The following is a 26,483-nucleotide window of genomic DNA, read 5'->3' on the forward strand; positions in this document are numbered from 1 at the left end:
CAGCGGAACCCGAACCAGCGGAACCCGAACCAGCGGAACCCGAACCAGCGGAACCTGATCCTAAACCAATACTAGAACCTAAATCTGAAAATCCGGTTGAAGAACCTATTGAACCAGTTATACCATCTACTAATAATCAAAATGATGAACAAGAAAAACAAAATTCAGGTTCAGAAGAAAAAGATGTTGATGAAAAAGAAGAAGAAACAAAAGTATTTACTGATGTTCCAAAACAGATTGAAAATACTGAACCTCCTAAAGATATAGTAGATGAACCAATTATAGTTGTTAAACCTGAACCTGTTCCAGAACCAGAACCAATTCCTCGACCTGAACCTGAGCCTGATCCGGAGCCTATTCCAGAACCCGGACCTCAGCCAATGCCCAAACCAGAACCTGAACCTAAAAAATCAACAATAGAAGATATGTTGCCCCAAGCTTCAGAAGGTATTGTTAATATAAATAAATTACCTGATTTAGATTTTAGTACACTCAAACCTGTGGAAACTCCTAAAGGTCAATTAAGTGAAATAGACAAAAAAACTATTAGAACAGCAATAAATAATTTAGTAACAATTTCTCAAAATATTCCAGCAAAATTCACACCAGAACAAATTAATGAAATTAATAAATCAATTAATGATATAAGAAAATTAAATGCTTATACAAAAAATGAAGGAGATAATGATTGAAGTTCTTTATTAAATGGTTTAATTGTAAGTGATGGTAGAACTACTGAAGAAAAAGCAAATGCTATCGGCTGACCATATAAAGACAATCGGCACAATTATTCTTTATCATTTAAATTAATGTGAGAAAACTATCAAAAAGATCTTGAAAGTATGTTAGCTAAAGGTATGGTTCCTAGTTTACACTGAGGTTCATTCGGTAATGTTTGAGGTTTTGCTGATCATAGTGATAACGTAGTAAGAAATAAATTAATTGCAGATAATAAAAAAAGATATTTCCCATATGATACTGAATATAAACGTACTTCAGGTACTATTAGAAATTTAGATTATGAAGGTTTTAGTAAACGTGATGTTACTAATACTTTTAGATTTTTAGGAGCAAGTAGTAATAAAGGAATTACTGTTTTAGAATATAATCCTACTTCAGCTTTTGCTAAAAGTAATGTTAATGAAAAAAGAACTATTGCTGTTTTAGATGCAACAAATAAAGAGGGATACAATAGTTTTCTTAATTTCTTATTAGATGCTGAAAAAGCTAGAAAAAAAATTGATGGTATTGTTATAAAAAACATGGGATTATTTGATGAAAATCAAGATTTTAGTGAAATTCTTTCTAAAATGCCAAATAGTATTCAAAAATTAACGCTATTTTTCGAAGGCAAGAACACTTCATCATTAATTGGTTTGAAAGACAAAAAAATTCAAGAAATTGATTTATATAATTCAAACAATACTATAGCTGATGATTGAGCTATAAATCCTTATGCACTTAAAGGAGTAAACAATATTACTTTTGATTATAACTATGATATTGGCTTACCAGGCATTCCTGGAAATAATCGCGATATGCCTGGATCAATAGTATTTAATACTTTAAAATTTGATAAAGATATGTCATTAAGTCAAATTAACGAAGGATTAAAAATTGCTTTAAAAGATAGATCTAACGAAAGAATTTTTCAAGGTTCATTTGGTGATGGTTCATGACCAACTTACTTAGATTTTTCAAATATACCAAAAATAAGAAGTTTACAAGGAATGAATTTTTATAATCGTGTTTTTAAGAAATTAACTTTATTTAATAAGACTAATGTTTTCACTGTTGATGCAAAAACGCTTCATTTACAACAATGATCAGCTTTATTAATTAAAGGACCTGATCGTCCTAAGTTAATGTTTGCTTCTCCTAGAAAAGTTGATACACTTTATATACAAGGCAATGCTGTGGATTTAGGCGATAATTGAGGTCCAGAACTTTATGGATTAATTGAATCAGGCAAGGAAGTTTTCAATACTGTATATGTGGATAATCAAGTAATGGCAAATACATTAAATGATTCTCAAGCTTTTACTACTTTTGGTAAAACAGCAATTGTAAAACCAAGCAACTTTGATACTAATGGAGGAAATAGTGAAACCATCTCGTTTGATTAATCCAAAAGTTTTAAGATTCAATTGAGAAAAAGAAAATATTTTAAGAGTTATAGCTTTATCTACTCTCTTTATCTTTGTTGTTATTTTTGGCTTCTTATTTGAATTTGCTATGATGCATTTAAGTGTTAATTTACTTTCTTATGAAGATTTGTTTAACACTTCTTATACTTTACATAAAGGATCAAATTTCTATGTATTTTATACTGTAATTCTCTTTGGTCTTTTAATAATAATAAGTACTATGAAAAGTTATTTTTTAGTTAATAAAAATAACTTAAAATTTTCTAAATATATTACATGGTATGTTCTTTATAATCTTTATGCTTTAGCTTTATTAGTTTTATTTGCTTTTAGTTTAAATGTTAATTCTAATACACAAGCTAATACTTTATTAAAAAATTCTTTTGTAATTATTCCACTATTGATTATTGATTTAAGTTATGATTTCTTTAGTTTAAGTATGCAAAATAAATACTTTACTTTAGATTTAAGAAAGATTATTTTAGAAATAAGTTATTTATTAATTAAAATTGTTTTAATTGCAATAGGTTTTTATGTTTTACAAGTTTTTTTAGCTGATAAAAAAATTACCGCAATATTTATTAATAATTCTTTTATTAATCGTTTACAAAGGATTTTTGTTGTTACACCAATTTATAAAAATTTAATTATATTTGCTTTAATTTTTGTTTTTGCTTTAATGATTGCGCATAAATTTTTTGCTAATAAAAATAAAATCTTTAATTCAGTTATAAGAAATAAAATATTAAAACACTTAGTTAAAAACTTTTTAATGTTATTTTTAGCATCGATAATTTTTGCTTTTTATGCTTTATTCAAAACCAAAACAAAAGAATTAATTTTTCAAATTGAAAATAACAATGAATTAATTATTTTTGTTTTAGTAATTTCTTTAATTATTTTATTATCTTTAAGTTTTATCTTTTTAACTATTTTTTCACAAAAATGATTTAATAATTTCGACCAAAAAAAATATTTTATTTTAAATTTATTAATTAATTCTTTTTTACTATTAATTGCAAATTTATTATTAAATTTTCAAAATCGCTTAATAATTAATATTACTTGTTTAACTTTAGTATTTATTAATTATTTAACTCTACTTTTAAAAAATAAATATAAATTAAATTATTTTGAAAATTTACTTCTTAGTTTTTATCTTATAGCGGGTAGTGCAATTTTGATTTTTAGTAATTTATTATATTTAACTACGAATGAAAATAATTATTATTTATTAGTTTGAACACATATTTTTGATATAGCAATCGTATTTGTTTTAGCTTCTTTAGTTATAAGTTTATTAATGGTAATTTCACCAATTATTTATGCTATTTTAACTAAAATAATTAATAATATCATAAGTAAAGAAAACATTAAGAAAGGCAAAGAACATGTTCAAAAAGTCTCAAAAAAATCTAACTAAAAGTAAAAAAATAAGCAATAATCAAAAAATTATTCTTGAATTTAATAAAAAAGCTCAAGAATATAAAAACAAAATTTTACAAGAATTTAATAATGTAAAAAATACTAATAATTTTATTGACTATGATCAATTTTGAAATTCTTTTTCTTTAAAATTCAATTATTCTGAAGAAGAATTAAAAAATCATTTATTTACATTATTAAAAAATTTCTTTTTGTCAAAAAAGAATTTAGTTTTGGACCAATTTGTTTTAACTTTTAGTCGCGATCCAAGATTTAATTTGAATGCTTTTGTACCTAAAATAGATTTTAAAGCTAACTCAAATGTTGCTGACATTGATTTAACTTCAAATAATGATGCAATAAAAGCAAATTTAAATACTTTTTTAAACAATTTATTAGATAACAATTTTAAAATTGAGTTTTTAAGAGATTGTATTATCTTTAAAAGTCAATTAGGCTATAAATTATTTATTGGGGAAAAATTTATCGATGAATAAAAAATCTATTGAAACTAGATATAATTCCTTGAAAAAAATTTATAAAATTGTTGAATCTAACAAAAATATTACTCTAGTTAATTTATTAAAACTTTCTAGATCAATTAGTTTTTATTTAGATCGTATGAATTATTCTAAATACATAATTGAAGAAGTTTTAAAAAAATTTAGTGCTGATCAATCTACTTTAAATAAAAAAAATAATTTAATTTCTTTTACTAAATTAAAAACTTTATGAGTTTATATTAGTGAAGAGGAAAAATATAGTACTAATTCATATCAAAAACATGAAAAACATTTAGTTAATGTTATTGATAAAAATAATGATCAAATTATTGTAATTGGCGAAAGAGCAATTAGATTTGCACAAAAACATAATTATCACATATTATTCAGTTACAAACAAAATGAAATTACTTATTTAAGTCAAATTCTACCTAAAATTATTATTAATAGTTTTCAAACTCAAGATTTTGTTAATTTAAATGTTATAATTAATTCTTCAAAAATCAAACAAAAACATATTCAATTATTACCTATTTACGAAAATAATTTTGTCTTAGAGCATCATCAATCTTCATCTTTATTTAAATCAAATTTATCTTCTCATAAAATAGGACAGAATTTAGATGAATTTATTAATTCTGAATTAGAATCATATTTAATTTTTGCTTTATATACTTTATTAACTGAATCAGCATTAATTTACGAAAAATATAAATTGGTTGCACAAAATAGTACTTTAAATGACCTTGAAGAAAAAATTAAATTTCAAAAAAGAACTTTATTGAAAGCTAAAAGAGAAAAAGAAATTGAAGAAATTTCTATTCTATCTAAGAAAAAAGATTTATTACATGAAAAAGGCGGAAAAAAATAATGATTCAATTAAATCTTTTATCTGCTAAAAATATTCAAACAACAGTAAAAGCAACTGATTTTAAAGTTAATTTTAATTTAAATGATAAATGAAATAAAATTGAAAATAATGCTTTATTAAGTTTTCAAAATGTTTTATGTTCTTTAACTTATAATAAAAAAGAATATTTTATCTTCTTTGATTCATTATTAATTCAAAGTAATAAAGGTCAAATAAATTTATATTACAATCAAGAATATTTTGTTTATGAACAAAATGATAAAAATAAAAATGAATTAAAAAAACTTAATCAAGAATATAGTAAATTGAAAAAAGACATTCTTTTAAAAACATTTCAAATTAATGATAGTAATAACGCAAGCAATATTGCTAATTTACTAATTTTAAAACAAAAAGCTTATCGTTTAAAAGCTCAAATTTATTTCTCTCTTTTCGCATGTGAGGAACCATGAAAATAAAAAAACTTTTATCTTTTGCTCCTATTATTAGTACTATTCCAATTGTTTTTGCTTTATCAGCACAAACAGATAATAATTCTGAAAATAATACTAATAATGAAAATGCTCCTAAAGAAAAAACTGATTTTGCAGCAGCAAAAGAAAAACAAAAACAAATAATATCAGAAAGATTGCCTGAAATATTAAATAATGCTATTAAAAATATTGATTTAGAAATAGCAGAATTAGAGAGAAAAAACGAAACAGAACCCAATGTTGAAAATTTAGTAAAAATAGCTTATCAAAAGAAAGTCATTCAATATTTGAATAATAATAAAGACAAAATGGTTGCTGATCCTTTGAAAAATGGATTAAATTTTATTTTTGATGATCTTTTATTTAGCCCTTCTTATTATTTTGCTAATGTTGAATATTTAGAAAATCCCTATGATAATGTAATGATTGGTCAAAACAATCCTTTAGATTATGCTAAAACTAAGGATATAGATAAAAACAGTAAAATTGATTATGGAGAAGAAAAAAAACTTACTGAAAATAATTTAACTCAAGAAGAAATTTTATTGCAACATGGAACTTATTTAACTAATTTTGCAAATGAATGAAAAACTATTTTTGTAAATGAAAATGATTTTCCTAATTATGAAAATAATCAAAAAAGATTCGTAGTTAAAGAAGATGGGTCAATAGAACTATTACCTCCAGAAGGTTATGACAATTTTGATAGTTTTATTGCAAATAATATTAACAAAAGATCATTAGAGTTTGACTTAAAACAAAATAAAGAATTCAATGAACCAGAAGAAATGCCGCAACCTCCAATTCCCCCTATTTTACCAATAGATCCAGAACCTGTTGAAGGTATTGAAATTGATGTGGCTCAAGAAAATGTACCGCGGCTAAGTCCTATTTTAAGAGCTGATTATTTATTAGATAGTAATGAAAATCTAATTAATTTATTAAAAACTAATAGTAATATTTTTAATCAAGATGCAATTTTCTTTTTTAATCCTATTTTACAAAGTATTAGTTATCGTGTTATTGAATTAAGAGAAGATCAAAATGGTAATTTACTCGCAACAATTCAACTAACAAATAATGCCAATAACACACAAACTACTTATGAAAAAACAGTAACTAAATATAATGATAGTAAATATGTACAATCATTAGAAGTTGCTTCTAATGCAATAAATCAAATGATGCAATATTATTATAATGCTTTGAATATTAAAGCCGATTTAGATTTAAGCGTTTTAGGGAATCGTAATTTATCAATAGCAGTTTTTAATCAAATTTTTCTAGCTATACAAACAATTAATTCATCTCAATTTAAAATTTTACAAGATGCATTAATTCAAGATCAAAAAAACAATACAACTATTAAAGCTAATAATGAAACTTTTACTAATGAATTAACAAATGAAAATTTAATTAGTTTAATGGCAGATTTATTTACTAATTCTATTCATAATCAAACTATTTCTCGTTTATCATACTTTAGTTATTTAACAAGTACTTATCGAGAAATTTATAACAATTACTTAAAACAATTAAAAGATGTTCAATTAAATGAACTTATTACTAAAAATTTTGCCTTATTAAATTTAAATATTGAAAATTTAAATAAAGCAATTAATTCTTTACCACTTTTAATTCTTGATTTAGATCGCATTAATAGTGAAAATAATTTTGATCAAGAACAATTTAAAACTTTTACTACTAAATTAGCATTATTACAACAACAATTTTTAAATTTAGCAGTTTTAACACAAAATAAAACTTTAGATCAAGATAATTTAGAACAAGAAAGTACGCAATATTTAAAAGCTTATAATGATTTAATCATCAAACAAAATTTAACATCAAATGCTACAAGCACTACTACTTTAATTACTTTAGGTGTTGTTATTGCCGTTTTAATTGTTAGTGTGATTACATTAAGCATTATGAATTCAACTACTAAAAAACAAAAAAAATAAAGGAATTAAATAATGGAAAATAAATTATATATTTCAGCTGTTTATGATTATGTTGTTGAAATAAGCGGCAAAAGTTCTTTTAAACAAAATGAACTTTATCATTTAGCTAATAATAAAGATGCTATTTTAATGGTTATTTGTGCTAGTGAAAATAAAGCTTTTTGTTTAATTAAATTAAATCAAGAAAATTATAAAATTGGTTCTGAAGTTGTTAAAGCAACTAATAGTAATCAAACTATTGAAACTACTAATGATTATTTTGGCAAAATTATTGATATTTATGGCAAAATATTACACCCGCAAGAATTTATTAATTTAAATTTGGTTAATTTTCTTCCTCAAAAAAGTCATATTTTTAATGTAAATAATCATTTAATGACTTATTTACCTTTAGAAGAACAATTAAATACTGGTTATTCATTAATTGATTTACTTATACCTATTGGTAAAGGACAAAGAGAATTAATTATTGGTGATAGAAAAACAGGTAAATCATTTATAGCTTTAAATACTATTATTAATCAAAAAGATAAAAACGTAAAATGTATTTATGTAGCAATTGGTCAAAATCAAAATGAAATTGCTAATGTTTATGCTTTATTAAAAAAACATGATGCACATAAATATACCATTGTAATCAATGCTCCAAGTGAAAAACCATATGAACAATATTTAGCTCCATACATAGCAATGGCTCATGCTGAAAATTTATCTTATGAAAATGATGTTTTAATTGTCTTTGATGATTTAACTAAACATGCAAATATTTATAGAGAAATTGCTTTATTAATTAATAAACCAGTTGGTAAAGAAGCTTTTCCTGGTGATATGTTCTATGCTCATGCGAGATTATTAGAAAGAAGTGGTAAATTTAAAAATCGTAAATCAATTACTGCTTTACCAATATTACAAACAGTAGATAATGATATTACTTCTTTAATTGCTTCAAACGTTATTTCTATAACTGATGGACAAATTGTAACTAATAGTGAATTATTTGCTTTAAATAAATATCCTGCTATTGATGTGAATTTATCTGTTTCTCGTATTGGTGGAGCTGTACAAAATAAATTAATGAACAGTACTGCTAAAACTATTGGTAAGCTTTATAGAGCTTTTAAAAAACAAGCTAAATTAGTAGCAGTTAAGTATGACTTAAATGATGATATTAATGCTTTAATGTTAAGTGGTGAACAAATAGAAAAAATGTTTAATCAAAAAGGTGTTACGTCATATAACGAAAAACATATGTTCTTAGTAGCTAAATTAATTGAATGAAACATTTTAAATACTCTAAATGATCAAGATATTTGGATGGCAATTAATTTCTTAGTAGAATATGAAAAAATTAATGCAGAATGTGCTAAGGTAGTTAATGAATTAATTAATGATCAAGTCAAGGATCAAAACTTAGTAAAAGAATATTTTGCTTATTTATTAAGTAAATATGCTCTTAAATACAAACTTAATTGAAAAATTAATACTAAAAAAGTCTTTGCAATAGTTAATGAAAAAAGCTTTGATGCAATACATGCTAAATTAGTAGGAGAAAAATAATGAGTGCTAAAATTTCGAAAATTTGATCAGATGTTATTGAAGTAACATTTAAAAATCAAGAACTACCAGCTATTAACACTTTATTAAAATCTGCTAATGGTTCATATTTATTAGTTAAAAAAGTTATTGATAATAACACTTTATTAGCTGTTATAGTTGACTTAAAAGATAATTTAGCTATTAATGAAGAAATAACTGCTTTAAATCATTCATTCCTAGTGTCAGTAGGTAGTAAATCTAAAGGTTACATTTATGATATTTTAGGTAATAATTTAAGTCAACCTGAAAAACAAGATGTAACTAAAGTAGAAATGAATTCTACTATCAAAACTAATACTAACTATACTAAAAAACAACAACTTTTAGTTACTGGTATTAAAGCTATTGACTTTTTTGTACCTATTTTTGATGGTGATAAAATTGGTATTTTTGGTGGAGCTGGTGTTGGTAAAACTGTTTTAATGAAAGAAATTATTTTTAATCTTTCAAAACAAAAAGAAAATACTTCAGCTATTTTCATAGGTTCTGGTGAACGTTCAAGAGAAGCTATTGAACTATACAATGATTTAACTGAATCAAATTTAATGCATAATTCAACTATGTATATTTCAAGAATGAACGAAAATCCAGGTGCACGTATGAGCATTGTACCGGTTGGTATTACTGCAGCTGAATATTTAAGAGATAACAATAAAGAAAACGTATTATTATTTATTGACAATATTTTTCGTTTCTTACAAGCTGGTAATGAAGTTGCTGCTTCTTTAGATAAAAAACCATCAATTGGTGGTTACCAAGCTACTTTAAATACAGAAATTTCACAAGCAGAACAAAGACTTTTTAGCAATGAAAATGGTTCTATTACTTCATTTCAAACTGTTTTTTTACCAATGGATGATTTATCTGATCCTTCTGCTGTTGCTGTATTTAATCACCTTAATTCATCACTTGTGTTATCACGTGAAATTAGTGCTAAAAATATTTTTCCAGCTTTTGATCCACTTGTTTCAACTTCGAATAATGTTAACCCAGAATTTATTGGACAACGTCACTACAACGCAATTTTAGAAACTAAGTATATTTTGCAAAAATATAAAGAAATTGAAGATGTTATGCTTATTTTAGGTTTTGATGAATTAGACGATGAGTCAAAAACTATTGTTAAAAAAGCTTTACAATTACAAAACTTTTTCTCACAAAATTTCTTTATGACTGAACACTTTACTTTAAGAAGTGGTGTGTTTGTGTCACTAGAAGATACTATTTCTTCAGTAGAGAGAATTCTTAAAGGTGAATTTTTAGAACTGAACCCTGAAAAATTTTCTTACATTGCTTCAGTAGACGAAATTAAAAAATAATTGTGCAAAAAGTTCACTTTTTGAACTTTTTTGCTTATTTAGAGACTTAATATTTTATCTTTTGTTTGCTTTAAAAACTTATAATTCTTAAAAGAATTATAATTTAGATATAAGGATAAATTAAAAGTTAGATTTTAGAAAATTGTTTTCTAAAAGGAGATCAAATGAAAAGTAAATTAAAAAAACTCTTTTTGAGTAACATTATTTTACTTAGTACACTAACTCCCTTAGCTGCAGCATGTAATGGTAATACAACTAATACACCAGTTAATCCGAATAATAATAAACCATCAGAACCAAAAGAAAATAATCCTAATACACCAAGTGATCCTAATCAACCTCCGATAGCTGATCCGGGTGAGCCAGTTACACCTGAACCAAGCTTTCCAACTTTCCGCGGTACAGGAGGAGAATCAAGTAGCACTACTCATGGTAGAATTCCTGGTAAACCTGATTTAGCAGAGCAAGATATTAATGCTTATAACAGACTTTCAGCAGAAGAAAGAAATAAAGTCGATTTAGAAGGATATGTTAAAGCTTTAGAAGATTTGCGTGGAGAATTTAATGATTTACAAAAGAGATTAAACGAACGTTATGAATTACCAATTTTAAGTGAAAGTCAAATAAAAGAATATAACAAAAAAGCAGAAGCTGCTGGACAACCTGATTATAAAAGCGCTATTTTACGTAATTTTTCAGTAGTTAATAAAGATAATTATCTTTACATTAATCCAATTAGAGACTCAACAAAAGCAGCTTACTGAAATTCAGTGCCTGGTAATAGAGGTATACCTAGATATTTACCAAATGAAATTTATAAAAAAGTAGCTTTACAAACTTTTGCTATTGAATTTAGCAATGTTAATGACGAAATGACTAAAGTTAAAGGTGGTCAAAAATATAGTTCTTTAACTCATAAAGGTACTGCTTGAATTCTTGATTATGAATTAGATGATAGTGGATATCCAACAAAATGATACTTAGCAACAAATGCTCACGTTGCAGCCGCATTAATGAAAAAAGAAAACGATGGTTCAAGATTTACTAACATTGTCGATGAAGAAGCTGAAGTACAACGTTATCAAAAAGCAAAAACAGCTTTTGATGCTGGTGAAAAAAAATGAAAAGAATTAACTAAACCATATCAAGAAAAAATTGAACATTTATATAGAGAAAAAAATAAATATCTTGGTTTAAAGCAAAAAGCTGAAACAAATGGTGAAACTACTAAAGCTAAGAAATATGAAGATTTAATTAAAAAAATTGAAGATGTTGAATTACCAGCAGCTTATCAAAAACAAAATGCAAATGCTACTATTGAATGAAATAAACTAGACTTGCAATTTAGAATTAATTATGATAAAGCAGCTAAAGATTTAAAAGCGGGCTTTTTAGGTTCAACTAAAATAGTTTCTTTATCACACTTTAACGAAGACACTCCTTTAAAGCAATGATTAAGAACTAATGCTATTGCTCCTACAGTAGAAAAAGTTCATTTATCACCTGATCAAGTGAAATTAATTTATGCCGGAGTTGATTTCTTAAAAACTAGCCCTAAAGATTATGTAGATCCTTCTTCACCAATAAGTAAAATTGAAGAATCAGCGGATTTTGCTGTTTTAGAAATTAATTTCAAAAAAACAGATGATAGTGATTATAAATATGTAAAAAATACAGGTACTGGTGATTTCTTTGAAGAAAAACCAATTGAAAATGCTCAAGCATTAGCTAAATTAATGACATCTGGTTATGCAGAATGAGACAAACAAGAACAAATAAGCTTTATTAGTAAATCGCTTAAAGCAACTTATGAGGAAGATGCAAAAGCAACAATAAGTGATGTAACTTTAACTAACGATAGAAAAATTACTTTACCTAAAAGTAATTTAAATTTAATTTCAGTAGGTTTTCCTATTTCTTCAACTGATGGTTATATAACACCTACTTATAATCAAACCGAAGATTTATTAGAAAAATCAAGTCAAAGTTTATGAATTAATAAACCAATTTATATTGGCGAAGGTAGAGAAGAAACTGGTAGAGTTTCAACTAAAGAATATGGCGGAGGATTTAATAGAACTCTAGGTATTAGAACCTTTTTAAATATGCCCGGTATTACAGACTATACTATAGCAAGTCCATTAATACGTTCTGAAAGTAATGAAGGTTATGTATATAACTACATTAAAGACACTGAATCATCATATGAAGGTAATCAATATACCAATTACGGTTTAGGATATTCACTTAATTCATGACAACCTTTAGGTGGAGCATCAGGTTCTAGTGTAAGAACTATAGATAATAAAATAGTAGGTATTAACTTTGCTACAGCAGATGGAGCTGGAGTATCATTAACAGCATATACTCAAGCTTTTAGAAGCGAAGGAGAAACTTATAATGATTTCTACGGTAAATACAAATTAGAAGCTTATGACTTAATTTACGGTGGTGGCCCAAATCAAAGAACATCATATCGTCAAGCTTTAGAATCATTAAATAAAGATATTAAAACCGCTTTATTTCCTAATGGAGTAAGTGAAGATCAAATTCCACAAGAATTTAGATTTAATAAGTAATTTTACTTATTTAAAAAATAATACAATTTAAACAAAGGAGGAAGCATGATAAAAGCCAAAAGAATTAAATTGTTTATTAACTTGGGAGCAATCTCAGCGATAACAATAGCTGGAGGTGTAACAGCTAAAATAATTAGTGATAATTCAAGCGATAAAGCTATGGATCTTAATGTTATTATTGCTTCCAGAGGTGATAACTCAGTTATCAATACTAACAATGTAGAAGTAAGCGATGAAAATTCATCTAACAAAGATAATAATTTAAAAGAAATTAAAGATGAAAAAATCGAAGAGAATACTCCTGTAGATAATCAACCTAAAGAACCCGAACCTGCTCCACCAGCTGAAGAACCTAGAGAACCTGAAGAACCTAGAGAACCTGAAGAACCTAGAGAACCTAGAGAACCTGAAGAACCAGATCCAAAACCAATGCCTGATCCAGTTGAATCAGAACCAAATGATCCAGAAGAAGACCCAAACAATAAAGTATTTACTGATGTTCCAGAACATGTAGATAATCCTTTAACACCGCCTCCTGTAATTGATCAACCAATTGTAGTGGTTCCAGAACCAGATCCAGAACCCGCTCCTGCTCCAGAAATACCAAAACCTCCTTCAATAGAGAATCAACTACCTAAAGCAAATGAAGGTTATGTAAATATTGATAGTTTACCTAATTTTGATTTTAGTACTACTAAACCAAAAGAAAACCCAAAAGGTGAATTAACAGCTAAACAAAAAGAAACTCTTAAAAAATCAGTAAGTACTTTAGTTAACATTACCCAAAATCTTCCATCTAAATTTACTAAAGAAGAAATTGAACAAATTAATGATGCAATTTATGAAATTAGAAAATTAAATGCAGCAACAAAAAATGAGAAAAAACAAGATTGAACTGTTTTACTTGAAAATCTATATGCAAATGATGGACGCCCAACTAGTGAAAAAGCTAAAGCTATTGGTTGACCATATATAAATGATGCTTATAACTTCCCGTTAGATTTTAAAAATATGTGAGCTGATATTCAAAGAAATTTAGATAGCTTCTTAGAAAAAGGAATGGTACCAAGTATTCATTGAGGTTCAGGACACTCATGAGGATTTATTGATATTTCTGATAATGTAGTAAGAAATAAAATTATCCAAGATCATGAAAGCAGATATTTCCCTTATAATACTGAATGAACCAGAACCCCAGCAAGCATTAAAGACATGAACTATGAAGGTTTTAGAAAAGATGATGTCACTAGAAATTATGTTAGATATGGTGCTAATGCATCAAATGGTATTACAGTATTAGAATATACTCCTGAGGGAGAATTTGCTAAAAGTAAAATTGGCGATAAAAAAGTAATAGCAGTTTTAGATGCATCTAATATAAAAGGTTACAATAGCTTCTTACAATTTCTTAAAAACGCTGAAACTAACGACAAAAAAATTGATGGTATTGTAATTAAAAATATGGGGTTAATTGATCAACACAAAGACTTTAGTCAAATTCTTGCTCAAATGCCTAATTCAATTCAAAAATTAACTTTATTTTTTGAAGGTAAAGATACTTCATCATTAATTGGATTAAAGGATAAAACTATTCAAGAATTAGATTTATATAACTCAAATAATACAATAGCTGATGATTGAGGTATTAACCCTTATGCTTTAAGAGGTGTTAAAAAAATTACTTTTGATTATAATCATGAGTCAATTACTAGTGGTACACATGTACCAAATAATAAAGATATGCCAGGATCAATTGTTTTTAATACTCTTAAATTTGATAAAAATATGAATTTAGAACAAATTAATGAAGGTCTAAAAATTGCTCTTAAAGATAGATATGGTGAGAGAATTTTTCAAGGTCAATTCGGAGATGGTTCATGACCTACTTATTTAGACTTTTCTAATTTACCTCAAATAAGAAGTTTAGAAGGTATGAACTTTTACACTAGAGTATTTAAAAAATTAACACTTTATAATAAAACTAATGTATTTAGCGTTGATGCTTCAAAATTACACAAACAACAATGATCGGCTATGTTAATTAAAGGTCCTGAAAGACCAAAATTATACTTTGTATCACCACAACCAGTTAACACTTTATATATTAAAGGTAACGCTGTTGACTTAGGTAATAATTGAGGTGTAGAGTTATACGGCTTAATTGAATCTGGAAAAGATGTGTTTCAAACAGTTTATGTAGATAATGACACAATAGCTCGAGTATTAAATGATTCACAAGCCTTTAGACAATTTAATAAAATAGCAAAAGTAAAACCTGCAGGCTTTAATAATAGTGCTGATAATTCTATTGTTTCTTTCGATTAATATATTTAAAAAACTGCTTATACAGCAGTTTTTTTATTATTGTTTTTCTAAAATAAAACAAAAAAAGAATAAGTTTAATACTTATTCAAAATCCATATCAATGTTTATTAATTTTAAAGTATCTTTATGCACTTTAGCCATATGAGATGTTGATGCTTCAAATCGTTTTAATTCATTATTATTAAAATTAGGTTTAACACTTAAATACTCATAACCATTTTTTCCAACAATAACTGGTATTGAGGTATAAATTCCTGCGTTTTTGTAATTAGCAGGTAATTTTACACCAATATTCATTACTTGTTTTTTATTGTTTAAAATAGCATCAGTAATTTCATATAAAGATGTTCCAATACCAAATTGAGTATTGCCTTTTCTTGAAAAAATATAGAAAGCTTCATCAATAGTTTGTTTTAATATTTGATTTAATTCGCTAGATTTAAGTTTTTTGCTTTTAAGTAAATTTTCTAAAGTAGCATCTCCTATTTTTACAGTAGATCAAAGAGGAATAGCGCTTGAACCGTGTTCTCCTAAAATACTTGCCTGTACAGAATCGGCATTAATATTAAATTTTTGAGCAATAAATTTTTTAAAACGTGCAGAATCTAACAATGTTCCTGTAGAAATAACTTTTTTAAATGGTAAATTTGACGCATAAGTAAATACTGAAGCCATAACATCACAAGGATTAGCCGCAACTATAACTACACCTTTGAATTTAGCTTCTTTTAATTGATCACCAAAAGATTTCATTAATTTTGAATTAGCCTCAGCTAGTTTTAAACGATCACTAAAATCTTTATTAGCAGGAATTGATGCGGTAACAATTACTATGTCAGCGTCTTTGGCTTCTTGTAATAATGTGCCTACTTTAAAAGTAGAATTATTACGAGGCATTAGAGCAATCATATCTTGAAAATCATGCACATGAGCTTGGCAAATTTCTTCATTTTTATCAACAAAAACAAAATTTGCTTGTAAACCTCTAGCTAAAGCTATATTGACAAATGTAGTACCTACATTTCCCATACCTATAACAATAATTTTTTTCATAAAACCTCAGTTATTTAATTATTAATAAAATATCTAAATAAAAATAAAATTCAAATTTAATTATACTAAATTTATTAATTTATTTATTGTTTAAAAATAATAAAAAAACTTCGTTTGAAACGAAGTTGTACTTTGATATGGTGGCTCCGGCAGGAATCGAACCAGCGACACACGGATCTTCAGTCCGTTGCTCTACCAACTGAGCTACAGAGCCATGGCGGTCCAGACGGGAATTGAACCCGCGATCTTCTCCGTGACAGGGAGACGTATTAAACCACTTTACCACTGGACCATAATGGTGGCGGAGGTTGGACTTGAACCAACGACCTCAGGGTTATGAGCCCTGCGAGATACCAAACTTCTCCACTCCGCGATATATAAATTTGTTTTGGTGTTTTCGTTAGAAAACGAATGGCGGGTGATGAGGGATTCGAACCCCCGCGGGCCGTGAAGCCCCTGGCAGTTTTCAAGACTGCTCCCTTCAACCAGGCTTGGGTAATCACCCATGGTGGACCCAACAGGATTCGAACCTGTAACCAACCGGTTATGAGCCGGTTGCTCTAACCGTTGAGCTATAGGTCCAATTAACAGTTAGGCATATTCCATAATTGGTAGCGTCGATGAGATTCGAACTCATGACCTTCCGGGTATGAACCGGATGCTCTAACCAACTGAGCTACAACGCCATTTTGGTGGAGGATATGGGATTCGAACCCACCACCCCTTGCGTGCAAGGCAAGTGCTCTAGCCAAATGAGCTAATCCCCCACATGGTGAAGAAGACAGGATTTGAACCTGCGACCACTTGGTCCCAAACCAAGCGCTCTACCAAGCTGAGCTACTTCTCCGCTTTTAAAATAAAAGCAAATACATTATATAACAAAAAAAATCATTTTTATTTTTTTTATATATTTTTTTAAATTTAATTTTATTAGTTAATTTTTATATATACATATTTTATATATACATATATATTATAATAATATAAATTAAAATGAATTGAAACTAATATTAATTATAAGGTGGGAATAAAAATGATTAATAAAACTAAAATTTTTGAAGAACTTATTAGTGATATTAAAAAGGAATACACTCTTTTAGCTAATACATCAGCTTTTATTTACGAAAATTTTGATAATTTAAATTGAGCAGGTTTTTATCGTGCAGAAAATAAAATTTTGTATTTAGATGCTTTTCAAGGTAAAGTAGCTTGCACAGAAATTTCATTTAATAGAGGTGTATGTGGTCATGCAGCGATAAATCAAAAAACAATTATAGTTGATGATGTGCATGAATTTGCTGATCATATAGCTTGTGATTCAGCTAGTGAAAGTGAAATAGTAATACCATTATTTGTTAAAAATAAATTATGAGGTGTTTTAGATATTGATTCACCAATTAAAAAACGTTTTGATATGGAAACAAAAAACGAATTAGAAGCAATAGCTAAAATTTTAGAAAATAAATTAAATCAATTAAAAATTTAGATAAAAATTAGTAAAGCGTTTAATTGTATTCCTAATGAAGTTTTTATTTTTGATAATAATGAAAATAATAAAAAAGGAGAAAAAAATTACAAAATAAATTTTCAATTCATGGAAACATTTATAAGGACGATACAAAAACTTTTTATTAAAAATGTTCATAAATGAATTGATAAAAAATAAAATTAACCATACAAGTTATAAAACAAAATCATTGTAAAGAAATAAATTTCTAATAATTATGATAAAATGGTAAAAAACGGTGTAGTCTTCGAACTACACCTTTTATTTTTTATAACAAAATAACGATTCATTTTATAATATATATGTATAAAAAATACATATATATGGAGCAAGAGGAAACAAAATGAAATTCAATTACAATGGTCTTTGGAAGACACTAATAGATAAAAATATGAAGAAAAAAGACTTGATTGATAAAACAGGAATTTCCCCTACTACAATTTCAAAAATGGTTAAGGGCGAAACTGTATCACTTGCAATCATCGGCAAAATTTGTGAAGAATTAAAAACAGATATTGGTGATTTGATTTGTATTGAAAAAAACAACTTGGAGGAAAAATAAATGGCAAAAAATATTTTTGAAATAGTTGAAGAAACCTTAAGGACAAATTCAAAGTATATTTCTGATGATGGCAAATTGCTTAAAGCAATCGTATATAGTGATGTAATGACAATGAATAAAGAATTGTTAAATTTGCTTTTATCAAATGAAAAAATTAAAAAAAGATTTTTCCAGGATGTAAATGGAACACTAGTTTTCGATAAACAAGGTTTTGCATGGTTTGTTGAGTCTAAGGAATTTTTACCAGATTCATATACGAGATATACAAATAAAATAGGACTAACGAATAACGGAAATTTTATTTCAACAATAAATGATGTAGTCTTAGATTTTCCATATAAAGATTGTGTTCTTGAAGGTGGACAAGATAAAGATGATCAGAAAAGAAATGAAATTTTCTACAATGAAACTATAGCAAGCGATGAGATAACAAAAATGCTTGCACCAAAAGTATTTACAAAAGCAAAGAGATATACAAAAGATAGCATAGAAGAAAATATAACTTTTAATGAAAATGACAATTTAATTATAAAAGGAAATAATTTAATTGCACTTTCAAGCCTACTAAAAAGATATGAAGGCAAAGTGAAGTGCATCTATATTGATCCTCCTTACAATACTGGAAACGATAGTTTTAATTATAATGATAAATTTAATCATTCCACCTGACTTGTATTTATGAAAAATAGACTTGAGTTAGCAAAAAGACTACTTAGAGATGATGGTGTTATTTTTGTGCAATGTGACGATAATGAGCAAGCTTATTTGAAAGTTTTGATGGATGATATTTTTGGTAGAGATAATTTTTATGGGAATATTGTTCAATTAAAAGGGACGACTCAAAATGACAGTAAAAAAATTCAAAAAAATCATGAATATATATTATGTTATTCAAAAAATAATAAAGATTTGCTAGTTCAATATACTAATTATGTAAAAAAGAAAATTTATGAAGATAGTTATTATTTAGGAAGAGACTCTGGAGCATCATCTGGAGATGATAGATTAATTGACAGAAATAATTTAGGTTATACAATCTATTATTTTGAGGGAGATGCAAATCAAATAGATATTAATGAAATATTTAAAAAAAATAATAAATCATATAATTCTTTTAATTTTTTCTTTGAAAAAGATAAAAGAATTATTAAACATGCTATAGCTATTGAGGATTATGATAAAGAAAATATTAATATTAATTCTCAGGAAAAAGACATATATTTTGATGATGAATACTTGATTAATTTGGGGTATGTACCTATAAGACCACCTAAAAGAAAAAATAATATTTTAGGTCGCTGAACTTGAAGTATTAATAATTTCAAAGAGTTATGAAATAATAATAAAGTAATAATTTTGGAAAATAAAAAAGTAATTAAAAAAGAATATATAAGCAATGAAAATATAATAGAAGAAAAAGGTGCTAAATATTGTCTAATAGGTAATGAATTACCATTTAAAAGTTATATTGATATAAGTTCCACATTAGGAACAAAAGAAATAAACAAACTCTTTGGAATGCCTGCTTTTTCTTTTCCCAAATCTGAAGAATTATTAAAAATTTTAATTGATAGTTCTACAAAGAAAAATGATTTAGTTTTAGATTTTCATCTCGGTTCAGGTACAACGGCAGCAGTTGCACACAAAATGGGGCGTAGATATATAGGTGTAGAGCAAATGGACTATATGGAAGATATAACAGTTGAAAGAATGAAAAAAGTTATTAATGGAGAGCAAGGAGGAATTTCTAAGACTATAGAATGGCAAGGCGGGGGTTCATTTGTTTACTGTGAACTTCTTGAAAATGCAAATACTTTAATTGAAAAAATACAATTAACTTCAGAAGATACTATTTCTGAAATAAAGAATGAAATCTATGCTGATGAACGTATCGTTCCATATATTACAAGAGCGGAACTAGAGAAAGTTGATGAAGAATTTGCTTCATTGAAACTTGAAGATAAGAAAAAAGTTCTCATTAGTTTAGTTGATAAAAATAAACTCTATGTAAATTATTCTGATATGGAAGATGAAATTTTTAATGTTACAGAAGAAGATAGGAACTTTACAAAGTCATTTTATAAAGAGGTATAGGAATGGAAAAATTATTTTTACATGAAGAAATTTCTGCGTATAAAAATTTTACAGATCCTATAGAAGTTCCTGAAATTATCTTAAAGGGATTATCTAACAAAATAGTATTAAGAGAATATCAAGAAGAAGCATTCAGAAATTTTATTATTAATTTTGATAAATCTAAGAATAAACAGATTCATAATTTATTTCATATGGCAACTGGTAGTGGTAAAACTATCATTATGGCAGGACTTATACTATATCTTTATACTAAAGGATATAGGAAGTTTCTTTTCTTTGTTAATCAAACGAATGTCTTAGAAAAAACCATTGAAAATTTCACGAATCCTTTATCTAATAAATATTTATTTAACGAAAAAATTGAATATTTAGGAAACAAAATAAAAATAAAACGAGTTAATAATTTTAGTGGTGGCAACTTAGATGATATTCAAATAATCTTTACCACTACACAAAAACTGCATATGGATTTGTTTGAATCTAAGGAAAATTCAATAACATATGATGATTTTGAAAATAATAAAGTTGTTTTCATCTCTGATGAAAGTCATCATATTAATTCTTTTACTAAAAAACCTACAAAAGATGAGAATGAAGTGATTAAAAGTTGGGAGTATTCAGTATTGAATGCTTTATATAGAAATAAAGACAGTATTATGCTTGAATTTACTGCTACTTGCGATTTGAAAGATGCTAATGTTTTAGCTAAGTATAAAGATAAAATTATTTTTAATTATCCCCTTATTTCGTTTAGAGAAAGTGGATATACAAAAGATTTTCAGAATTTTGCATCTGATACAGATTTATGGACTCGTAGTTTAATGGCACTTGTTATGAGTGAGTATAGACGCTTTTTGTTTGCTGATTTAAAGTTAAATATAAAACCAGTTATCATGTTAAAATCTCAAAAAATAGCAGAGTCGGAAAAGTTTTATATAGAATTTTTTGAAAAAATTAAAAAACTTACAACATATGAACTAGCTAATCTTGAATTTGTTGAAATAGAGCAAATTAAAAAAGCAATTCAGTATTTTAGAGATAAAGATTCCACATTAGAGATATTAGAACATTCTATAAAGAATGCATTTACAGAAGAAAACACAATTATTATGAATGGAATTTCTGATAATAATAAGGAAAAGCAATTATTAGTTAATTCTTTGGAAGATTTAGATAATCCAATCAGACTTATCTTTGCTGTAGATATGTTAAATGAAGGATGAGATGTGCTCAATCTATTTGATATTGTCCGTCTATATGATACTAGACAAGGAAGCGGTAAAATTGGTAAGATTGGAGCTTATACTATTAAAGAAGCACAACTTATTGGAAGAGGTGCGAGATATTGCCCATTTGTTACTGATGATGAGAAATACAAATTTAAAAGAAAGTATGATGGAGATATTTCAAATAAAAATCGTATATTAGAGACAATGTATTTTCATAGCAAAAATGACTCTAGTTATATTTATGAACTTAAACAGGCTTTAGTTGAAACCGGACTACAAGCAGCTAATCCAATAATTTTAGAATATAAACTTAAAGATGATTTTAAAAATAGTGATTTTTATAAGAAGAGCTATGTGTTTGCTAATAAAAGATTGCTAAAAAAAAGAGATGATGTGCGTTCTATTGAACCTAGTATGAGGACTAAAACATATTACTATAGAGCACTTTCTGGTAAAGGGAAAATATTAAACCTTATAGGTGATGATACTAAAAGCACAAATAGTGGTAATACAAAATTGAAAAATATTAAGTTTAAAGATATAGACTATAATATTTTAAGTGGAGCTATAGAATGCTTTGAGGAATTACGTTTTGATATACTTAAAGAGAAATATCCGCATCTAAAATCAATGAGAGAGTTTTTAACTTCAAATGAATTTCTCGGAAACTCCAATTTAGAAATAACATATTCTCAAGATGAAGTTAATGGAAAAATATTATTTTCAGCTGTAAAGCATGCCTTAGTAAAAGTTGCATCTCATGTTATGACTATCAAACCGGAATATGTAGGTTCCAAAGAATTCGAACCTAAGCAACTTAAAGTGATTTTGAAAGATAAGAAAATTAGTTTAGGATCAATTGAAGGAAATGGCGGAAAAGGAAATGGCGGAAAAGGAAATTCTCAAAATACTTGCTCCAATGAGAAATACAGATTAGACTTAACAAATGAAAGTTGATATGTATTTAATGATAATTATGGAACAAGCGAGGAAAAACTTTTTATAAAATATTTTAAAACAAATATTGAGCCAAAACTGAAAGAAAAGAATTTGGAATTTTATGTTGTAAGAAATGAAAGAATTGCTGAATTAGCTATATATTCTTTTGAAGCTGGAGAAAGATTTGAACCTGATTTTTTGCTTTTTGTAAGAAAGAAAATAAGTGAAGGGGCTTTAACTTATCAAGGATATATCGAACCTAAAGGCAATCAATTTTTAGATGATGATGCTTGGAAAGAAAAGTTTTTAATGCAAATCGAAAAAGAACATTCAGTTAAAGGACTTTTTTCAGACAATTATAAAATAATTGGATTACCATTCTTTAACAAAGATAATAAAGTAGAGGAATTTGAGAAAGCGATTGATAAGTGAATGGAGAAGATATAATCTATGGAGAAACAAAAAAATAAGTTTAATGCGCTTACTCCAGAAATTTTAAGTGAAAATAAAAAAATATATACTGAAGCACTTGATTTTGCGTTTAGTAATAATGATGTAAAAAATATCGCTATTACTGGTATATACGGTTCAGGTAAAAGTACTGTATGGAATACTTATGTTTATCACAAAGAATTAAAAAATTTAATTACCGTTTCACTAGGGAAATATAAAAATCATATAAAAGATGAAACCCTAAAAAAAGAATCTTTAATTGATAAATCAAATTTAGATTTGCATTGCGATAGTGGAAAGTACTACGTTGAACAACAAAAAACAGATGAAATAGATGAGGATAATCGTGTAGAAAGACAACTTATCAATCAAATACTATCGCAAATAGATTCGAAAAAAATACCACTAAGTAAATATAGATTTAAATCAAATAAAAGTAAACTAAAGATATGTTTACAAGTATTGGCTTTTTTATCAATTATATGTTCAATACTGCTTTGAATCGTAAGAGATACATTTATATCTTTTGTTAATAAATTTAATAAAAATTTTGATCAAATATTTCTGATGTTCTTATGCGCTATATTTTTTATTGTGCCATTGTTTTATTATCTGTATGTGTTTTATAGAGGAAATAAATTTAGAATTTCTAAAATATCATTTAAAGGAACAGAAGCAAATGTATATGATAATAATAACGACGAATCGGTATTAGATAGTGACATAAAAGAGTTGGTTTATTTATTAAGGAGTTCAAAAACAAAAATTGTTGTTTTTGAAGATTTAGATAGATATAATAATATATCTATATATATAAAATTACGAGAATTAAATTTTATTTTAAATCACTATGTACGAATAAAGGGGGATGAAACACCGGTTAGATTTGTATATATGCTTAAAGATGGACTATTTTTCTCAAAAGACAGAACCAAATTTTTTGACTTTATTTTACCTATTGTTCCTATTGTAGATTCAAAGACATCTGAAAATGAACTTGTTGAACTTTTCAAAAGTATTGAAAATGCACCAGATAATAATGTATTAGCGGATATTGCATTATATGTAGACGATATGAGACTTTTAAAAAATATAGTTAATGAATATATTGTATATTCTAATTTCATACCGTTAGGAGAAATTAAATTAGAAAAAAATAAGTTGTTTGCCTTATTAACACTAAAGAATATATTTCCAAATGAATTCGATCTTTTACAAGAAGATAAAGGATTTGTAAGAACTCTATTTGATAAATTAGATTCTAATAGGCAAGATATAACAAAGAATCTAAAAGAAAAAATAAAAAAAATTAATGAGAAGATTGAATTCATAAATATCAGAATTGAAAATGATAAGTTCGATGTAATGGCATTAATTATTCCTCTTAGTGTAAGACCAGTATGGAATATAGATGAAATAACTATGTCAAAATTTCTAAAAGAGTGAAGTAAATCAAATACACATCGCTATAAATTTTTTGATAAAAATGGATATTATTATGATTATAACTATGAGGAATTTATAGAAAAATACGTTTTAACAAACGATGAAAAGAGAGCGTATGTTGATAAATTTCCAAAAGATTTTTCTCTTGAAATGAGTAAGCTTAATTCTGATAAAGAAGATTTACAAAAACAAATAAAAAATATTGATATGTATAGTTATAAAGAACTTATATCTAATATGACCATCAAGGAAAAAGATGAATTATTTTCTATATCTGGATTTGATATTTTAGAGAATCACTATTTTTCATTAATTAGATTTTTGATTGTGGAAGGATTATTGGACGAAACTTACTGATACTATAAAGGTAATTTTAATGTAGATAGATTAAATACATTAAAGCGCAATGACATAATCTACATGAAGGGCTTAAAAGAAGGAAAAAAACTTGACATTTTTTTAGATGTAGAAACACCTATAGAAATAATAAAACGTTTAAAAATATCTGATTTCAGCCGTGCTAACATTTTGAATAAAAAAGTGTTGAAGTATTGTTTAGAGCAAAATCTAACTGAAAATTTATTAGCTATAGCAGACTCGGTTGGTGCAAATGATAAATATGAAGATTTAATAAAAATTTTGAATGAATTTGATTTGAAGTTAGTAGGAAATTATTCAAATATGTTACTTGAAAATAAGTCAGACGAACTTATTCGTGTTTTGAACTACTGCGACACCGGAAGTGTTGAAATATTTAATAATATTTTAATTAAAGTTTTGACAAACAAAACAGTAACTTTAGATAACTTAGTTAAATTTAAAGAATATATAGAACAGAATGAGAATATAGTAGATTTAATACCAGATGAAAAATTTGAAGTGTTCATTGACAACATTCAGTCTGCAAATTTCAAGTTTAAAAATTTATCAAGAACAAATTGCGATAAAAAAAGATTGAAAGATATAGAGAAAATTAAAGCATATGAATTAAACGTGAAAAATTTGATTTTTATAGCTGAAGTAATGTTAGAAAAAACAATAAATTATGGAAGTTTATTGAATGAAATTTATAAATCTTCAGAATTAAAGACAAGTAAAGAGTATATAGAAGAAAATTTTTCAGATATTGTATCAAATTATATAAATGAAAATAAGAATGAAATCAACTATAATAATGATAAAAATATACTATTTCAAATTCTTGGTTCTAATATTTCTGATGCAGATAAATTGAAATATGTAGATAAAAATGATATAGTCATTTCAAATTTATCAGAATTAGAGAATGGTTCTATAACTACAGAAATACTAGGTCGTTTATTGAATAAAAACAAAATTAAATTTTGTTTAGATAATATAGTTATATATTTGAACATGGTTAAAGAATATAGTGAAGATTTTAATAAATATTTAGATAATAATTTAAATGAAAGTAATGAGAAAGATATATTAAAAAATAATGTATCTCTTTGTAATGATCTGATAAACGATTCATCAACAAGTGATAAAATTTTTGAATATTCAATAAAGTATGCAGATACAGGAATAAGTACTATTAACAACGAATTACCACGAAATAGAATCAATATTCTAATTAAACGTAAATTAATTGAAGTTACAAAAAATAATATAGAAGTTTTATTAAATAAATCATATTATAAAGAATTAACTCTATTAGCTAATGATAATCAAGAGTCGGAAGTTGTCGTTATTGATACTTTATTGGAACATGAAATTACAGATGAATTGGTATATTCTCTAGTTAATAGTAATATTTCAGTTGAAAACTCTTTAAAATTAATAGATAAAATAAAAGATAAAGTTTTAATTGAAAGAATAAACTCAACTAAAAAATCTATTATAGAGGCTATTATAAAAAAATATTTATCTGTAAAAAATTGCTAACTATATATGTAAAAACTTCAAGAATTTTGAACTAAAAAAGAGTTTATAGAGGCATTAGATAACAAAGAAGATATATTGAAAAAATTAGAA

16 protein-coding genes and 8 tRNA genes are annotated in these 26,483 nt (G+C 26.1%); 15 read left to right on the forward strand and 9 right to left on the reverse strand.

Annotated features, from left to right (window positions below):
* The 10 genes from VBM87_RS01970 to VBM87_RS02015 form a co-directional block, all read left to right on the forward strand.
* Positions 1-2,126, forward strand: a 2,126-nt coding sequence (locus tag VBM87_RS01970; protein WP_323177154.1) for a putative immunoglobulin-blocking virulence protein, incomplete at its 5' end; no start/stop codon positions are given.
* Positions 2,092-3,570, forward strand: a complete 1,479-nt coding sequence (locus VBM87_RS01975) for an MSC_0624 family F1-like ATPase-associated membrane protein (protein ID WP_323177155.1) — start codon at positions 2,092-2,094, stop codon at positions 3,568-3,570. The genes VBM87_RS01970 and VBM87_RS01975, both read left to right, overlap by 35 nt.
* Entirely contained in the window at positions 3,539-4,069 is a 531-nt protein-coding gene (locus VBM87_RS01980) for an MSC_0623 family F1-like ATPase-associated protein (RefSeq protein WP_323177156.1), read from the forward strand. The genes VBM87_RS01975 and VBM87_RS01980 overlap by 32 nt, the downstream gene beginning before the upstream one ends.
* The gene (locus VBM87_RS01985) at positions 4,062-4,946 is read left to right on the forward strand and encodes an MSC_0622 family F1-like ATPase gamma subunit (RefSeq protein ID WP_323177157.1); all 885 of its coding nucleotides are present in this window, start codon (positions 4,062-4,064) and stop codon (positions 4,944-4,946) included. The genes VBM87_RS01980 and VBM87_RS01985 overlap by 8 nt, the downstream gene beginning before the upstream one ends.
* Positions 4,946-5,404, forward strand: coding sequence for an MSC_0621 family F1-like ATPase epsilon subunit (locus tag VBM87_RS01990; RefSeq protein ID WP_323177158.1), 459 nt, complete (start codon positions 4,946-4,948; stop codon positions 5,402-5,404). The genes VBM87_RS01985 and VBM87_RS01990 overlap by 1 nt, the downstream gene beginning before the upstream one ends.
* Positions 5,395-7,383, forward strand: a complete 1,989-nt coding sequence (locus VBM87_RS01995; protein ID WP_323177159.1) for an MSC_0620 family F1-like ATPase-associated subunit — start codon at positions 5,395-5,397, stop codon at positions 7,381-7,383. Before VBM87_RS01990 ends, VBM87_RS01995 begins: the two co-directional genes overlap by 10 nt.
* A 12-nt stretch (positions 7,384-7,395) precedes the next feature.
* Positions 7,396-8,940: an MSC_0619 family F1-like ATPase alpha subunit gene (locus VBM87_RS02000; RefSeq protein ID WP_323177160.1), complete on the forward strand. Its 1,545-nt coding sequence runs from the start codon at positions 7,396-7,398 to the stop codon at positions 8,938-8,940.
* A complete protein-coding gene (locus VBM87_RS02005; RefSeq protein WP_323177161.1) occupies positions 8,940-10,298 on the forward strand; it encodes an MSC_0618 family F1-like ATPase beta subunit in 1,359 nt (452 codons plus the stop codon). Before VBM87_RS02000 ends, VBM87_RS02005 begins: the two co-directional genes overlap by 1 nt.
* 164 nt (positions 10,299-10,462) lie before the next feature.
* On the forward strand, positions 10,463-12,877 hold the full coding sequence (mip, locus tag VBM87_RS02010; RefSeq protein WP_323177162.1) for an Ig-specific serine endopeptidase MIP: 2,415 nt from the start codon (positions 10,463-10,465) through the stop codon (positions 12,875-12,877).
* 45 nt (positions 12,878-12,922) lie between these two features.
* Complete coding sequence (locus VBM87_RS02015; RefSeq protein WP_323177163.1) at positions 12,923-15,202, forward strand: putative immunoglobulin-blocking virulence protein; 2,280 nt, start codon at positions 12,923-12,925, stop codon at positions 15,200-15,202.
* Between the two features lie 81 nt (positions 15,203-15,283).
* On the opposite strand, the gene VBM87_RS02020 is transcribed toward VBM87_RS02015, so the two are convergent.
* The 9 genes from VBM87_RS02020 to VBM87_RS02060 all read right to left on the reverse strand — a co-directional run bounded on the left by VBM87_RS02020 (position 15,284) and on the right by VBM87_RS02060 (position 17,102).
* Positions 15,284-16,255: a lactate/malate family dehydrogenase gene (locus VBM87_RS02020; RefSeq protein WP_323177164.1), complete on the reverse strand. Its 972-nt coding sequence runs from the start codon at positions 16,253-16,255 to the stop codon at positions 15,284-15,286.
* Between the two features lie 138 nt (positions 16,256-16,393).
* Positions 16,394-16,469 (reverse strand) — tRNA-Phe (locus tag VBM87_RS02025).
* Between the two features lies 1 nt (position 16,470).
* Positions 16,471-16,547, reverse strand: a tRNA-Asp gene (locus VBM87_RS02030).
* Between the two features lie 4 nt (positions 16,548-16,551).
* Positions 16,552-16,628, reverse strand: a tRNA-Met gene (locus VBM87_RS02035).
* 39 nt (positions 16,629-16,667) lie between these two features.
* Positions 16,668-16,760: transfer RNA gene (locus VBM87_RS02040), tRNA-Ser, on the reverse strand.
* A gap of 1 nt (position 16,761) precedes the next feature.
* A tRNA-Ile gene (locus tag VBM87_RS02045) sits at positions 16,762-16,837 on the reverse strand.
* Between the two features lie 27 nt (positions 16,838-16,864).
* A tRNA-Met gene (locus tag VBM87_RS02050) sits at positions 16,865-16,941 on the reverse strand.
* Positions 16,942-16,945: 4 nt separating this feature from the next.
* Positions 16,946-17,022, reverse strand: a tRNA-Ala gene (locus VBM87_RS02055).
* A 3-nt stretch (positions 17,023-17,025) separates the two neighbouring features.
* Positions 17,026-17,102: transfer RNA gene (locus VBM87_RS02060), tRNA-Pro, on the reverse strand.
* A gap of 186 nt (positions 17,103-17,288) precedes the next feature.
* On the opposite strand from VBM87_RS02060, the gene VBM87_RS02065 reads away from it, so the two are divergent.
* The 5 genes from VBM87_RS02065 (at position 17,289) to VBM87_RS02085 (ending at position 26,393) form a co-directional block, all read left to right on the forward strand.
* Entirely contained in the window at positions 17,289-17,741 is a 453-nt protein-coding gene (locus tag VBM87_RS02065; RefSeq protein ID WP_323177165.1) for a GAF domain-containing protein, read from the forward strand.
* 364 nt (positions 17,742-18,105) lie between these two features.
* Positions 18,106-18,324 (forward strand): helix-turn-helix transcriptional regulator, encoded by a 219-nt coding sequence (locus tag VBM87_RS02070; protein ID WP_323177166.1) that lies wholly within the window; start codon positions 18,106-18,108, stop codon positions 18,322-18,324.
* A complete protein-coding gene (locus tag VBM87_RS02075) occupies positions 18,325-20,418 on the forward strand; it encodes a site-specific DNA-methyltransferase (protein ID WP_323177167.1) in 2,094 nt (697 codons plus the stop codon).
* A 2-nt stretch (positions 20,419-20,420) separates the two neighbouring features.
* Positions 20,421-23,036: a DEAD/DEAH box helicase family protein gene (locus VBM87_RS02080; protein WP_323177168.1), complete on the forward strand. Its 2,616-nt coding sequence runs from the start codon at positions 20,421-20,423 to the stop codon at positions 23,034-23,036.
* 3 nt (positions 23,037-23,039) lie between these two features.
* Positions 23,040-26,393 carry a hypothetical protein gene (locus VBM87_RS02085; RefSeq protein WP_323177169.1) on the forward strand — a complete coding sequence of 1,118 codons (3,354 nt, stop codon included), beginning with the start codon at positions 23,040-23,042 and terminating at the stop codon, positions 26,391-26,393.
* Positions 26,394-26,483 lie beyond the last annotated feature (90 nt).

The organism is Mycoplasma sp. 744 (assembly GCF_034863305.1).
Classification (GTDB): Bacteria; Bacillota_I; Bacilli_A; order Mycoplasmatales; family Metamycoplasmataceae; genus Mycoplasmopsis.